Below are 13469 nucleotides of genomic sequence, written 5' to 3'. Positions count from 1 at the left end.
GCCATGTCCCGCGTTGTTCACCTCGCCCCGCCGCCCGTGCAGTCGGCCGTGCTGCGCTACCTGGGCGGCTATCCGGCGCAACTGCTCGCGCAGGCCCAGGAGCTGATCGACGCAGGCCGCCTGGGAGCGGTGCTTCAGAAGCGCTACCCCGATCACCACGAGGTGCGCACCGACAAGCTGCTGTACGAGCACGTGATGGCGCTCAAGCAGCAGTACCTGCGCAGCAGCGAGCCGCTCAGCAAGGTCGCCTACGACGGGCAGATCCAGGTGATCCAGCAGGCGCTGGGCACCCACACGGTGGCCTCACGCGTGCAGGGCGGCAAGCTCAAGGCCAAGCGCGAGATCCGCGTGGCCAGCCTGTTCAAGGACACGCCGCCCGAGTTCCTGCAGATGATCGTGGTGCACGAACTGGCTCACCTCAAGGAGAAGGCCCATGACAAGGCCTTCTATGCGCTGTGCTGCCACATGGAGCCGGCCTATCACCAGTACGAGTTCGACCTGCGCCTGTGGCTCACCGCCCGGGACATCGGCCAGCTGACGGCCTGAACGCCGCCAGCCTGGTTCAGAACAGGCGGTCGATGAAGGCCTTCAGGCGGTCTTCCACATTGCCTTCGCCCTCGGCCGACGAAGGCGCCGAACCGGGGGGCACCGGCGGGGCCGGGATGAGGCTCGGGTCGATCGGGGCGTCATCCATGCCGAGCTCCGTCAGGAAGCCGCCCTCGGCCCACTCGCTGTAGCGCCAGCCCGATTCCATTCGCACCACGCCATCCGGCACGGGCATCGACACCACCGGCTCGCGCTTGAGCGCCGTGGCCATGAACTGGATCCACGCCGGCAGGGCCAGCGAACTGCCCGAGGCGTGGCTGCCGAGGCTGCGCGGGGTGTCGTAACCCAGCCAGACCACCGCCACCAGATTGGGCTGGAAGCCTGCAAACCACGCATCGAACACGTCGTTGGTGGTGCCCGTCTTGCCGAACAGATCGGGGCGACGCAGTTGGGCCTGGGCGCGTGCGGCGGTGCCGGTGCGGGTCACCTCATTGAGCAGCGTGCCCGTCAGGAAGGCATTGCGCGCCGGCACCACGCGGTCGGCCTCGTCGGCCCGCTTCAACGTGGCATCGAACACCACCTTGCCATCGCCGTCGGTGATGCGGCGGATCACCACCGGCGACACCTTCAGCCCGCCATTGGCAATGACGGCGTAGGCGCTCGCCATCTGCATGGGGGTGGTCGAGCCCGAACCCAGGGCCAGCGTGAGGTTGTCGGGCTGCTTGCCCACCTCGAAGCCGAAGTGCCCCGTCCATTCGCGCGACTTCTGCGTGCCCATCAGCTGCACCAGCCGGATGCTGACCAGGTTCTTCGACTTGGCCAGCGCCGTGTGCAGCGGAATGGGGCCGTCGGCACTGCCATCCGAGTTCGACGGCGTCCAGTTGCCCACATTGGCCAGCGGGGCGTCGTTGATGAGCGTCTCGGGCATCACGCCGTTCTCCAGCGCGGCGGAGTACAGGAAGGGCTTGTACGCCGAGCCCGGCTGGCGCCAGCCCTGCGTGACGTGGTTGAACTGGTTGCGCTGAAAGTCGAAGCCGCCGACCAGCGCGCGCACCTGGCCGTCGTGCGGGTCCATGGCCACCAGCGCGCCTTCGGCTTCCGGCCACTGGGTCAGTCGCCACTCATCGTTGAGCTCCACCAGCCGCACCACCGAGCCGCGGCGCAGGCGCAGCTTGTCGCTCGCGTTGCGCGCCAGCCCAGGCTGCGCCTGGCGCAGGCCCTTGCCGCTGATGCGCACCACGTCGCCGCTCGCCAGCACCGCGCGCACTTCCTTCGCGCTCGCCGCGGTCACGATCGCCACGCGCAACATCTCGTCGTCGTTGTAGTCGGCCAGCACCTGCGACACGGCCGGGTCCTCGTCCTTCAGGTCGCTGTCCAGCTCTTCCCAGGCCTCGGGGCCCCGCCAGGGCAGGCCGGTCTCGCGGTCGATCAGCGTGCGACGCAGGGCCTTCCAGGCGGCTTGCTGGTCGGCGGCGCGCAGCGTGGTCACCACCTTCATGCCGGTGGTGTAGGCCGACTCGCCATACTGCGCATAGACCTGGGCGCGCGCCATCTCGGCCACGTACTCGGCGTGCACGTCCATCTCGCCAGGCGGGCGCACCGCGAGCTTTTCGGCTTTGGCCTTTTCATAGGCGGCGTCGTCCAGCACGCCCTCGGTGTGCATGCGCGACAGCACCACCAGCTGGCGTGCGCGGGCGCGCTGCGGATTCTTGATCGGGTTGGCGTTGGCCGGGTTCTGCGGCAGGCCGGCCAGCATCGCGCATTCCGCGGGCGACAGCGCACCCAGCGGCTTGCCGAAGTAGGTCTGGGCCGCTTCGGCAAAACCGTAGGAGCGCGCGCCCAGGTAGATCTGGTTCATGTAGAGCTCGAGGATCTGGTCCTTGCTCAGTTGCCCCTCGATCTTCAGCGACAGCATGGCCTCCTTGATCTTGCGCGTCATGGTCTTCTCCCGGGTGAGGAAGAAGGTGCGCGCCACCTGCTGGGTGATGGTCGAGGCGCCCTGCGTGCGGCCGCCGGTCACGTTCGAGACGATGGCCCGCAGCACGCCGATCACGTCGATGCCGGGATGCTCGTAGAACCGCGAGTCCTCGACGGCCAGCAGGCTGTCGCGCATGAGCTTGGGGATCTGCTCCAGCTTCAGATACTGGCGTTTCTCGCTGCCAAAGCCGCCGATTTCGACGCCATCGGCCGTGTACACACGCAAGGGCTGTTTCGGCTGGTAGTTCGACAGCGAGCTGGTGTCCGGCAAGGAAGGGTAGAGCACCGCCGCCGTGACGAGCAGGGCCACCGCCATGGCGGCCACCGCGCCCAGGGCGGCAAGGAGGATGAAGCCACGTGCACCGTGAGGGCGGGCAGAGAAGGTCTTGCGCATGGAACGGGCGGCCCAGCCGGGCGCCGTCAGAGTCCGAAGAGCGCGATTATCCGATGCAGCGCGCCCTGCTGCCGCCGGCCGTCCCAACGGGCGCCCATGCTAGGCTGGCGGCGTCCTCATTTTTCGCCCCCTCGCCATGTCCGCTGCCATCGACTTCTACTTCGAGTTCTCGTCCCCCTACGGCTATTTTGCCGCCGAACGGGTCGAGGCCCTGGCCGAGCGCCACGGTCGAACGGTCGACTGGCACCCGGTGCTGCTCGGCGTGATCTTCAAGAGCACCGGCATGGCGCCGCTCACGCAGGTGCCCATCAAGAAGGACTATGTGCGCCGCGACTGGGAGCGCATCTCGCGCCTGACCGGCATCCCGTTCAAGATGCCCAGCGTCTTCCCGATTGCCTCGCAGAACCCGGCGCGCGCGGTGCTGTTCGTGGCGCGCAGCGACGAGGCGGCGGCCAAGCAGCTGGCGCTGGCGCTCTATCGCGCCTACTTCGTCGACAACAAGAACATCGGCGAGGTCGATGTCGTGCGCGAGGTGGCCGCCGCGCAGGGGCTGGACGCCGACGCCATCACCGAAGGCATGGCCGACCCGGCGGTGAAGGACCAGCTCAAGCACGAGGTGGGCGCCGCCGAGGCCCGCGGCGTGTTCGGCAGCCCTTTCGTCTTCGTGGACGGTGAGCCTTTCTGGGGCTTCGACCGTTTCGACATGGTGGACGACTGGCTGAAGCGCGGCGGCTTCTGACGCTGGCGCGGGCCGGCGCGCGCTGCGCCCGGCCATGAAAAAACCCGCCAGGTTGCCCGGGCGGGTTTCGTGTCAGCCGGCCCCGGAAGGGCACGGCTGTGGCGTGGTCAGGCCTCAGGCCTGCACGGTCTTGGCGGTCTCCACGTACTCTTCAATCTGGTTGAAGTTCATGTACTTGTAGATCTTGTCGGCGTCCTTCGACACCACACCGATTTCGGCCAGGTACTCGGCCGGCGTCGGCAGCTTGCCCAGCTTCGAGGCCACGGCGGTCAGCTCGGCCGAGCCCAGGAACACGTTGGTGTTCTTGCCCAGACGGTTCGGGAAGTTACGCGTCGACGTGGAGATACAGGTCGAGCCTTCCTTGATCTGAGCCTGGTTGCCCATGCACAGCGAGCAGCCGGGCATTTCGGTGCGGGCGCCGGCGGTGCCGAAGGTGTTGTAGAAGCCTTCCTTGGTCAGCTCGGCGGCGTCCATCTTGGTCGGCGGGGCCACCCACAGACGCACCGGGATGTCCTTCTTGCCTTCCAGCAGCTTGCCGGCGGCGCGGAAGTGACCGATGTTGGTCATGCACGAACCGATGAAGGCTTCGTCGATCTTGGTGCCGGCGACTTCGGACAGGAACTTGGCGTCGTCCGGGTCGTTCGGGCAGCAGACGATCGGTTCCTTGATGTCGTTCAGGTCGATCTCGATCACGGCCGCGTATTCGGCGTCCTTGTCGGCTTCCAGCAGGTTCGGGTTGGCCAGCCAGGCTTCCTGGGCTTCGATGCGGCGCTGCAGCGTGCGGGCGTCCTGGTAGCCGTCGGCGATCATGTTCTTCATCAGAACGATGTTCGACTTCAGGTACTCGGCGATCGGCTCCTTGTTGAGCTTGATCGTGCAGCCGGCAGCCGAGCGCTCGGCCGAGGCGTCCGACAGTTCGAATGCTTGCTCGACCTTCAGGTCAGGCAGGCCTTCGATTTCGAGGATGCGGCCCGAGAAGATGTTCTTCTTGCCGGCCTTGGCGACGGTCAGCAGACCGGCCTTGATGGCGTACAGGGGGATGGCATGCACCAGGTCACGCAGGGTGACGCCAGGCTGCATCTGGCCCTTGAAGCGCACCAGCACCGATTCCGGCATGTCGAGCGGCATCACGCCGGTGGCCGCGCCGAAGGCGACCAGGCCCGAACCGGCGGGGAAGGAGATGCCGATCGGGAAGCGGGTGTGCGAGTCGCCACCGGTGCCGACGGTGTCGGGCAGCAGCAGGCGGTTCAGCCACGAGTGGATCACGCCGTCGCCCGGACGCAGGGCCACGCCGCCGCGGTTCGAGATGAAGGCGGGCAGCTCGCGGTGCATCTTCACGTCCACCGGCTTCGGATAAGCGGCGGTGTGGCAGAACGACTGCATGACCAGGTCGGCCGAGAAGCCCAGGCAGGCCAGGTCCTTCAGCTCGTCACGGGTCATCGGGCCGGTGGTGTCCTGCGAACCCACGGTGGTCATCTTCGGCTCGCAGTAGGTGCCGGGACGCACGCCCTGGCCTTCCGGCAGACCGCAGGCGCGGCCGACCATCTTCTGGGCCAGGGTGTAGCCCTTGCCGGTGTCGGCCGGGGCCTGGGGCAGGCGGAAGGCGGTCGAGGCGGGCAGACCCAGGAACTCACGGGCCTTGCCGGTCAGCGAGCGGCCGATGATCAGGTTGATGCGGCCGCCGGCGCGCACTTCGTCCAGCAGCACTTGCGACTTCAGTTCGAACTTGGCGGCTTCGGCGCCGTTCTTCTCGATCTTGCCGTCGTACGGGTAGATGTCGATCACGTCACCCATTTCGAAGTTGGACACGTCCACTTCGATGGGCAGCGAGCCGGAGTCTTCCTGCGTGTTGAAGAAGATGGGGGCGATCTTGCCGCCGAGCGTGACGCCGCCGAAGCGCTTGTTCGGCACGAAGGGGATGTCTTCGCCGGTGGCCCAGATCACGCTGTTGGTGGCCGACTTGCGCGAAGAACCGGTACCGACCACATCGCCCACGTAGGCGACCAGATTGCCCTTCTTCTTCAGGTCTTCGATGAACTGCATCGGACCGCGCTTGCCGTCTTCCTCGGGCTTGAAGGCCGCGTCAGGGCGCGTGTTCTTCAGCATGGCGAGGTAGTGCATCGGGATGTCCGGGCGGCTCCAGGCGTCCGGGGCGGGCGACAGGTCGTCGGTGTTGGTTTCGCCCGGCACCTTGAACACGGTCACGGTGATCTTCTTGGCGACTTCCGGACGGGTGGTGAACCACTCGGCGTCGGCCCACGACTGCATCACGGCCTTGGCGTTGGCGTTGCCGGCCTTGACCAGCTCGGCGACGTCGTGGAACGCGTCGAACATCAGCAGGGTCTTCTTCAGGGCTTCGGCGGCCACGGTGCCGACTTCGGCGTCCGACAGCAGGTCGACCAGCGGCTTGACGTTGTAGCCACCGACCATGGTGCCCAGCAGCTCGGTGGCCTTGGCCTTCGAGATCAGGCCGACGCTCACGTCGCCATGGGCCACAGCGGCCAGGAAGGAGGCCTTCACCTTGGCGGCGTCGTCCACGCCCGGCGGCACGCGGTGCGTCAGCAGGTCGAGCAGGAATGCATCTTCACCGGCCGGCGGGTTCTTGATCAGCTCGATCAGCTCGGCGACTTGCTGGGCCGACAGGGGCAGCGGGGGGATACCCAGCGCGGCGCGCTCGGCAACGTGTTGGCGGTAGGCTTGCAACATGGTGATCACCTTTGTGGGGCGGGGACTGAAAAGAATTCACCGCGGCGGGGCCGCACGGGGAGGTGCGGCTCGACCTGGAGGCTGGAAGTCTTCTATAAGACTTCGCACAATTGGCTATTTTCGCCCAGGAGCGGACGGAATGCCACAGGGGGGAGCGAAAAACTGTCGAACTCGTGCGCACACGCGGCCGTTGCGCATCAATCGGGGGCCCGAAAAGACATCAGCCGGACGGGTGTCCGGCTGATGCGAGGGGGGAAGGTCAGCGGTTGCCGTCGGCCGGCGTGTCGCTGTTGAGCCCGAAGACCGAGGGCCGCGGGTTGCGCTTGAGGTCTTCGTCGGCCGCGCGTTGCGTGTCGTGCATGCAGCCGTCCACCAGACGCTGGCCGCGCTTGGGGTCCATCAGCATCGACTTGGTCAGGATCTGGATCATCAGCGCGGCGCCCTTGACGTCTTCCAGGCGCACCGCACCGGTCGACGACAGCACGGGCTTCATCGTCCACGACTGCTGGCCGAGGCGCAGGTCGAAATAGCCGTTGTTGCGCGCGTGACGGTCGATGGACACGGCCTTGCCGAACTCGCACTGGTACTTGCCGATCAGCACGCGCTCGGCGGCCTGCAGTTGCTCGACGGTGGCTTCCGGCAGGGCCACGATCTTCTCGACCAGCGTGCGCTTGGTCTTCTTGACCTCCGCGGCATGGGCGAACTGCGGGCCGAAGGTGGTGACCACCATGCCGAGCATGACGCCGGCCGACAGGGCGAGGGTGCGGATGCGTTGGATCTGGCGGAGGGTGTGGCTCATGGCGGTAGGCGGGTGTCGCGGCAAACAGTGAATCGGTCAGACGAGCAGGCGTCAAGTTCGAATATTGCCACCGATCTGCCGGGCGTGGACACCGGAACTGACCCGGGGTGTGCGCCCGTCACGGTGGATCGCCGCGGGGCGGCCCCTTCACCAGGGGCCATGCCCTGACCCACGGATCAGAACGTGTCGCCCGGCACGCGCACCCAGCCTTCCATGAGGATGCGGGCGCTTCGGCTCATGATGGCCTTGGTGACGGTCCACTGACCGTTGACTTGTTTCGCCTGGGCGCCGACGCGCAGGGTGCCGGAGGGGTGGCCGAAGCGCACGGCCTCGCGCTCGCCGCCGCCAGCGGCCTGGTTGACCAGCGTGCCGGGGATGGCGGCTGCCGTGCCGATCGCCACCGCACAGGTGCCCATCATGGCGTGGTGCAGCTTGCCCATCGACAGCGCGCGCACCAGCAGATCGACGTCCACCGCCTCGATGGTCTTGCCGCTGGATGCGGTGTAGGTGGTGGGCGGTGCGACGAAGGCGATCTTGGGCGTGTGCTGGCGGGTGGCGGCTTCTTCGGGCGTCTTGATCAGGCCCATGCGCAGCGCACCCGCCACGCGGATGGCCTCGAAGCGCTTGAGCGCTTCGGCGTCGCTGTTGATGTGCTCACGCAGTTCCATGCCGGTGTAGCCGATGTCCTTGGCATTGACGAACACGGTCGGGATGCCGGCCGTGATCATCGTGGCCTTCAGCATGCCGATGCCGGGCACTTCCAGGTCGTCCACCAGGTTGCCGGTGGGGAACATCGAGCCGCCTTCGTCGCCATCGTCGGACGGGTCCATGAACTCGAGCACGATCTCAGCGGCCGGGAAGGTCACGCCATCGAGCTCGAAATCGCCGGTTTCCTGCACCTGGCCGTTGGTGACGGGCACGTGCGCGATGATGGTCTTGCCGATGTTGGCCTGCCAGATGCGAACCACGGCCGTGCCGTTCTGCGGGATGCGGGCCGGGTCGACCAGGCCGGCGTGGATCGCGAAGGCGCCCGCGGCGGTGGACAGGTTGCCGCAGTTGCCGGACCAGTCCACGAAGGGCTTGTCGATCGAGATCTGGCCGTAAAGGTAGTCCACATCGTGGTCGGGCTGGCTGGCCTTTGACAGGATCACGCACTTGCTGGTGCTGGACGTGGCGCCGCCCATGCCGTCGATGTGGGCCGCATACGGGTCGGGGCTGCCGATGACGCGCAGGAACAGCTTGTCGCGCGCTTCGCCGGGCACCTGGCAGGCTGCGGGGAGGTCCTGCAGGCGGAAGAAGACGCCCTTGCTGGTGCCGCCGCGGATGTAGGTGGCCGGGATCTTGACTTGGGGTGCGTGTGCCATGGCTGTGTCCGGTGGAGAGGTCAGTTGCGGTAGGCCGCATCGTGGTCGACGCGGTTCCATTCGATGGCGCGTTTGCGCCAGTGGGTGTCGATGGCCTGGGTGAAATCGGGGCGCACGAGCTTGGCTCGGTTTTCACACCAGGTTTCGGATTCGTGGCGGATCACCATGCCTTCGAGCGGGCCCTTGCGGTAGCGACTCGGGGTGCTGGACACCATGAGCTTGAGCGCGTCCAGTGTGGTGTGGCCCTCGAACAGGCGGGGCACGGTGACCAGGCCGGCGCGGGCGGCCAGCGCATTGCGGCGGGCGGTGCTCCAGAAGCGGCCCTGGCTGCGTTCGTACACGTCGAACAACAGGAACCAGTCGGGCAGGGCGCCATAGTCCAGCGAGTGGCGCGCGGCGCACCATTCGCCGAAGAAGATGAGGTCCGGTGTCAGCTCGGCCAGCAAGGCGTCGCCATGCTGCTGCAGCCACAGCGGGATGCGGGCGAACTGGCCCGCGTGCGGATCGCTCAGATACTGCCCGCGGTTCTGCGCACGCAACTCGCCGTGCTCGTCGAGCGAGAAGCCGAGGTTCGCGCCGTCGAGCTTCTCTTCGACCACGACCTTGTGTGCCAGCAGGGCATGGGCCTCGGCGGGCGACAGCACCTTGTCCTCGCGCGGTTCGCCGGCAGCCAGCCAGGCGATGTGCGGGGTGTGCGGGAAGCGAAAGAAATCCGTCATGCTGAGGTGGCCGGTGCGCGAGGCAGCGGCGGAAGCGGGTGGTCCGGAAACTTCTTGCGGTAGAAGTCGCACGTGTCTTCGGGGCAGAGGAACTCGACCTGCACGCCGCAGGCCTTGAGGGCCGGCCACCAGTCCAGCCACTTGCTGTCGGCGGCTTCCCAGATGGGCGGCTTGTCGGGGTGGGCGTGGGCGACGGCGGCGAACTTGCGGTCGGATGGGTCGAAGCGGGGTTGCAGGGCGGTCGACGGGAACTCGGCGTAGGTCTGCTCGCCGGTCTCCGTCAGTGGCACCTGTTCGACGCGCTGAGGATTGGCCACCTGGCGAAGCAGCCATTTCAGGAACACGTCGCCGACGCCCTTGGGGCGGTTGGCCTGGGTCTTGTGCAGGTACTCGTCCAGGATGCGATGGCCGTCGTCGATGACCGTCACGCCATCGGACTGCATGGCCTGCAGTCGCTCTACACAGGCGGTCACGCAGTCGGGCGAGACATCGGGGTGCTGGCCGTTGGCGACCAGCAGCACATTGGTGTCGATCACGGCCTTCATGCCTTCGGCTCCCGGGCCTCGGCCTGGCGGCGACGCAATGCAGCCACCGTGCGGGCGGTGATGTCGGTCATGTCGTGACCGAACAGGTCTTCGGGCCAGTTCTCGATGTCACCATAGGCATTGAGCCGCAGTGCTTCCAGTTCGGCATGCGGGCCACGCAGGCGGCACACATACAGCGCGAGCTCCTCGGGCGGGATCACCGCTTCGGCCACGCGGCGTTGCAGGCGGTTGAGGAGGGCTTCGGAGTGGCTTTCGACGATGCACTGAACGCCTGGATGCTGACCTTCAGCCGTCGACTGGACAGCGGCGATCAGGGCGTCGGCCAGCACGGCCTGGGCCTTCGGGTGCAGGTGGTTCTCCGGGTGCTCGAGCCAGATGGTGCCACCCTCCGGGGCGTTGAGGAGATGCCCCAGCAGGTGCTGTGCATGGCGGGCACTGCGGCCGGTTTGCGAGGCCGTCGAGGGCGCATCCAGGCCCATGGCGTGCAGCCAGTGCGACACGGCCGGGTCGCCGGCCGACGGCAGCGGGATGCGGTCTCCCTGTGCCTCGGTGTCGACAAAGGTGAGGGGGGCTGACGCTCGCTCAGGAGCCGATGCTGCGGAAAGGTGTCGACTGACACGCTGGCCACCGGCTTGCCACACCGCATCCAGCGCAAAGCCGGCCTGCTGGCCGGACACCGCCTCGTGGGCGTGCGGATCCAGCAGGGCCAGTGCATGGCCCAGGCTGCTCTTGCCGGTGCCGTGCTCACCGAAGAACACGGTGAGCGGCGCGAGCCGCACGGGCCCGGTGTCTTGCCACGCCCGGAAGTGACGGATGCGCAGAGAAGTCAGCATGGTTTCGGGTTTGCGAAGGGGGCCCGGCCACCGCCAGGCAAGCAAAGCCTCGTGGACTTTGCTTGCCCGGGCTCCGCCTCCTTGTGGGAGGCGAAGGCGCTCGGAGAGGTCACTTGTTCGCCGCCAGGAAGTCCTGGGCGAAACGCTGCAGCACGCCACCGGCTTCGTACACCGACACTTCTTCGGCGGTGTCCAGGCGGCTGGTCACGGTCACGCGCTCGGTCTGACCATTCTTGCGGTGGATCACCAGCGTCAGGTCGGCGCGCGGCTTCAGGTCGCCTTCCACGTCGAAGGTTTCGGTGCCGTCCAGGCCCAGGGTCAGGCGGGTGGTGCCCGGCTTGAACTCCAGCGGCAGCACGCCCATGCCGATCAGGTTGGTGCGGTGGATGCGCTCGAAGCCTTCGGCCACGACCGTCTCGACACCCGCCAGGCGCACGCCCTTGGCCGCCCAGTCACGCGAGGAGCCCTGACCGTAGTCGGCGCCTGCGATGATGATCAGCGGCTGGCGGCGGTTGAGGTAGGTCTCCATCGCCTCCCACATGCGCATGACCTGGCCCTCGGGCTCCACGCGGGCCCACGAGCCCACCTTGATCGAGCCGTCTTCCTTGCGCACCATCTCGTTCTTGAGCGTGGGGTTGGCGAAGGTGGCGCGCATGGCGGTCAGGTGGTCGCCACGGTGGGTGGCGTAGGAGTTGAAGTCCTCCTCGGGCAGGCCCATCTTGTGCAGGTACTCACCGGCGGCCGAGTTCATCAGGATCGCGTTGGACGGCGACAGGTGGTCGGTGGTGATGTTGTCCGGCAGGATGGCCAGCGGGCGCATGGCTTTCAGCGTGCGCGGGTTGGCGGCGAGAGCCCCGACGCCTTCGGTGTCCCAGTAGGGCGGGCGGCGGATGTAGGTCGACATCGGGCGCCAGTCGTACTGCGGGCTGACCTTCTCACCCTTGTCGGCCTGGATGGCGAACATGGGCTCGTACACGGCGCGGTACTGCTCGGGCTTCACGGCGGTCTTGACCACGGCGTCGATCTCTTCGTCCGACGGCCAGATGTCCTTGAGGCGGATTTCCTTGCCATCGACGACCGTCAGCACGTCGTTTTCGATGTCGAAGCGCACGGTGCCGGCGATGGCGTAGGCGACCACCAGCGGCGGCGAGGCCAGGAAGGCCTGCTTGGCATACGGGTGGATGCGACCGTCGAAGTTGCGGTTGCCCGAGAGCACGGCGGTGGCGTACAGGTCGCGGTCAACGATTTCCTTCTGGATGACCGGGTCGAGCGCGCCCGACATGCCGTTGCAGGTGGTGCAGGCAAAGGCCACGATGCCGAAGCCGAGCTTCTCCAGGTCGCCCAGCAGGTTGGCTTCCTTCAGGTACAGCTCCACCGCCTTCGAGCCAGGGGCCAGCGACGACTTCACCCAGGGCTTGCGCGTCAGGCCCAGCTTGTTGGCGTTGCGGGCCAGCAGGGCGGCCGCGATCACGTTGCGAGGGTTGGAGGTGTTGGTGCACGAGGTGATGGCCGCGATGATCACGGCGCCGTCGGGCATGGTGCCTTCACCGGCAGCCGGCATCTGCCATTGGCCGGCAATGCCCTTCGAGGCCAGATCCGACGTGGCCACACGGGCGTGCGGGTTCGACGGACCGGCCATGTTGCGCACCACGCTCGACAGGTCGAACTCGAGGTTGCGCTCGTACACGGCGTTCTTCAGGCTGTCGGACCACAGGCCCGCGGTCTTGGCATAGGTTTCGACCAGCTTGACCTGCTCGGCCGTCCGGCCGGTCAGCGTCAGGTACTCCAGCGTCTGTTCGTCGATGCTGAACATGGCGGCGGTCGCGCCGTATTCGGGGGCCATGTTCGAGATGGTGGCGCGGTCGCCAATCGTCAGCTTCGACGCACCTTCGCCGTAGAACTCGAGGTAGGCGCCCACCACCTTGTTCTTGCGCAGGAACTCGGTCAGGGCCAGCACCACGTCGGTGGCGGTGATGCCGGGTTGGCGTTGGCCGGTGAGCTTCACACCCACGATTTCAGGCAAGCGCATCCACGAGGCGCGGCCCAGCATCACGTTCTCGGCTTCCAGGCCGCCCACGCCGATGGCGATCACGCCCAGCGCGTCCACGTGCGGGGTGTGCGAGTCGGTGCCGACGCAGGTGTCGGGGTAGGCCACGCCGTTGTCGGCATGGATCACCGGCGACATCTTCTCCAGGTTGATCTGGTGCATGATGCCGTTGCCCGCGGGGATCACGTCCACGTTGGCGAAGGCCTTCTTCGTCCACTCGATGAAGTGGAAGCGGTCTTCGTTGCGGCGCTCTTCGATGTCGCGGTTCTTCTGGAAGGCTTGCGGGTCGAAGCCCCCGCACTCCACAGCCAGCGAGTGGTCCACGATCAGCTGCACGGGCACCACCGGGTTCACCTTGGCCGGGTCGCCGCCTTCCTTGGCAATGGCGTCACGCAGGCCGGCCAGGTCCACAAGGGCGGTCTGACCCAGGATGTCGTGGCACGCCACGCGGGCCGGGAACCAGGGGAAGTCCAGGTCGCGCTTGCGCTCGACGATCTGCTTGAGGCAATCGGTGACGATGGCCGGATCGGCCTTGCGCACGATGTTCTCGGCGTGCACGCGGGCGGTGTAGGGCAGGGTGGCCCAGGCGCCGGGCTGGATGGCTTCGACGGCAGCTTGCGTGTCGAAGTAATCGAGGTTCGTGCCGGGCAGCGGCTTGCGGTATTGGGTGTTGATGTTGCTCATGGCCGTGGGGCAGTCAGCAAAGTGGGGCGGACGATCGGGGCGTCGGGGCCGACGTCGGTTCGGGGTGGCAGCGAGGCGCGGCCACAAGGCAGAAAGGCGCCACATCACCCGGGGCA

The 13469-nt window shown here is 67.1% G+C and carries 10 protein-coding genes; 2 read left to right on the top strand and 8 right to left on the bottom strand.

Features of this window, described 5'->3' with window-relative positions; translation table 11 throughout:
- Positions 1-3: 3 nt before the first annotated feature.
- Positions 4-546: a YgjP-like metallopeptidase domain-containing protein gene (locus DEH84_RS12355; RefSeq protein ID WP_109037116.1), complete on the top strand. Its 543-nt coding sequence runs from the start codon at positions 4-6 to the stop codon at positions 544-546.
- A gap of 16 nt (positions 547-562) precedes the next feature.
- On the opposite strand, the gene DEH84_RS12350 is transcribed toward DEH84_RS12355, so the two are convergent.
- On the bottom strand, positions 563-2917 hold the full coding sequence (locus DEH84_RS12350) for a penicillin-binding protein 1A (protein WP_109037115.1): 2355 nt from the start codon (positions 2915-2917) through the stop codon (positions 563-565).
- A 136-nt stretch (positions 2918-3053) separates the two neighbouring features.
- Here DEH84_RS12350 and DEH84_RS12345 point away from each other — a divergent pair, with 136 nt between their 5' ends.
- On the top strand, positions 3054-3656 hold the full coding sequence (locus DEH84_RS12345) for a 2-hydroxychromene-2-carboxylate isomerase (protein ID WP_109037114.1): 603 nt from the start codon (positions 3054-3056) through the stop codon (positions 3654-3656).
- A gap of 114 nt (positions 3657-3770) precedes the next feature.
- Here the strand turns inward: DEH84_RS12345 and acnB are convergent, their stop codons facing one another.
- The 7 genes from acnB to acnD all read right to left on the bottom strand — a co-directional run bounded on the left by acnB (position 3771) and on the right by acnD (position 13353).
- A complete protein-coding gene (gene acnB, locus DEH84_RS12340) occupies positions 3771-6362 on the bottom strand; it encodes a bifunctional aconitate hydratase 2/2-methylisocitrate dehydratase (RefSeq protein ID WP_109038375.1) in 2592 nt (863 codons plus the stop codon).
- A gap of 259 nt (positions 6363-6621) precedes the next feature.
- Complete coding sequence (locus DEH84_RS12335) at positions 6622-7161, bottom strand: hypothetical protein (protein ID WP_109037113.1); 540 nt, start codon at positions 7159-7161, stop codon at positions 6622-6624.
- A gap of 176 nt (positions 7162-7337) precedes the next feature.
- Positions 7338-8525, bottom strand: a complete 1188-nt coding sequence (gene prpF, locus DEH84_RS12330) for a 2-methylaconitate cis-trans isomerase PrpF (protein ID WP_109037112.1) — start codon at positions 8523-8525, stop codon at positions 7338-7340.
- Between the two features lie 20 nt (positions 8526-8545).
- Complete coding sequence (locus DEH84_RS12325; RefSeq protein ID WP_109037111.1) at positions 8546-9244, bottom strand: RNA ligase family protein; 699 nt, start codon at positions 9242-9244, stop codon at positions 8546-8548.
- Positions 9241-9789 carry an NAD(P)/FAD-dependent oxidoreductase gene (locus DEH84_RS12320; RefSeq protein WP_109037110.1) on the bottom strand — a complete coding sequence of 183 codons (549 nt, stop codon included), beginning with the start codon at positions 9787-9789 and terminating at the stop codon, positions 9241-9243. Before DEH84_RS12320 ends, DEH84_RS12325 begins: the two co-directional genes overlap by 4 nt.
- On the bottom strand, positions 9786-10622 hold the full coding sequence (locus DEH84_RS12315) for an AAA family ATPase (RefSeq protein ID WP_109037109.1): 837 nt from the start codon (positions 10620-10622) through the stop codon (positions 9786-9788). Before DEH84_RS12315 ends, DEH84_RS12320 begins: the two co-directional genes overlap by 4 nt.
- Positions 10623-10731: 109 nt before the next feature.
- The gene (gene acnD / locus DEH84_RS12310) at positions 10732-13353 is read right to left on the bottom strand and encodes a Fe/S-dependent 2-methylisocitrate dehydratase AcnD (RefSeq protein ID WP_179950588.1); all 2622 of its coding nucleotides are present in this window, start codon (positions 13351-13353) and stop codon (positions 10732-10734) included.
- Positions 13354-13469: the final 116 nt, after the last annotated feature.

Origin of the sequence: Aquabacterium olei, assembly GCF_003100395.1 — a bacterium.
In the GTDB taxonomy this organism is placed as follows: Bacteria; Pseudomonadota; Gammaproteobacteria; order Burkholderiales; family Burkholderiaceae_C; genus Aquabacterium; species Aquabacterium olei.
This window is presented reverse-complemented; position numbering and strand designations above follow the sequence as displayed.

Bases quoted from the DNA above. Each gene is read 5' to 3' on its own strand.
- DEH84_RS12355 (WP_109037116.1), top strand. From the start codon at position 4: ATGTCCCGCGTTGTTCACCTCGCCCCGCCGCCCGTGCAGTCGGCCGTG.
- DEH84_RS12350 (WP_109037115.1), bottom strand. From the start codon at position 2,917: ATGCGCAAGACCTTCTCTGCCCGCCCTCACGGTGCACGTGGCTTCATC.
- DEH84_RS12345 (WP_109037114.1), top strand. From the start codon at position 3,054: ATGTCCGCTGCCATCGACTTCTACTTCGAGTTCTCGTCCCCCTACGGC.
- acnB (WP_109038375.1), bottom strand. From the start codon at position 6,362: ATGTTGCAAGCCTACCGCCAACACGTTGCCGAGCGCGCCGCGCTGGGT.
- DEH84_RS12335 (WP_109037113.1), bottom strand. From the start codon at position 7,161: ATGAGCCACACCCTCCGCCAGATCCAACGCATCCGCACCCTCGCCCTG.
- prpF (WP_109037112.1), bottom strand. From the start codon at position 8,525: ATGGCACACGCACCCCAAGTCAAGATCCCGGCCACCTACATCCGCGGC.
- DEH84_RS12325 (WP_109037111.1), bottom strand. From the start codon at position 9,244: ATGACGGATTTCTTTCGCTTCCCGCACACCCCGCACATCGCCTGGCTG.
- DEH84_RS12320 (WP_109037110.1), bottom strand. From the start codon at position 9,789: ATGAAGGCCGTGATCGACACCAATGTGCTGCTGGTCGCCAACGGCCAG.
- DEH84_RS12315 (WP_109037109.1), bottom strand. From the start codon at position 10,622: ATGCTGACTTCTCTGCGCATCCGTCACTTCCGGGCGTGGCAAGACACC.
- acnD (WP_179950588.1), bottom strand. From the start codon at position 13,353: ATGAGCAACATCAACACCCAATACCGCAAGCCGCTGCCCGGCACGAAC.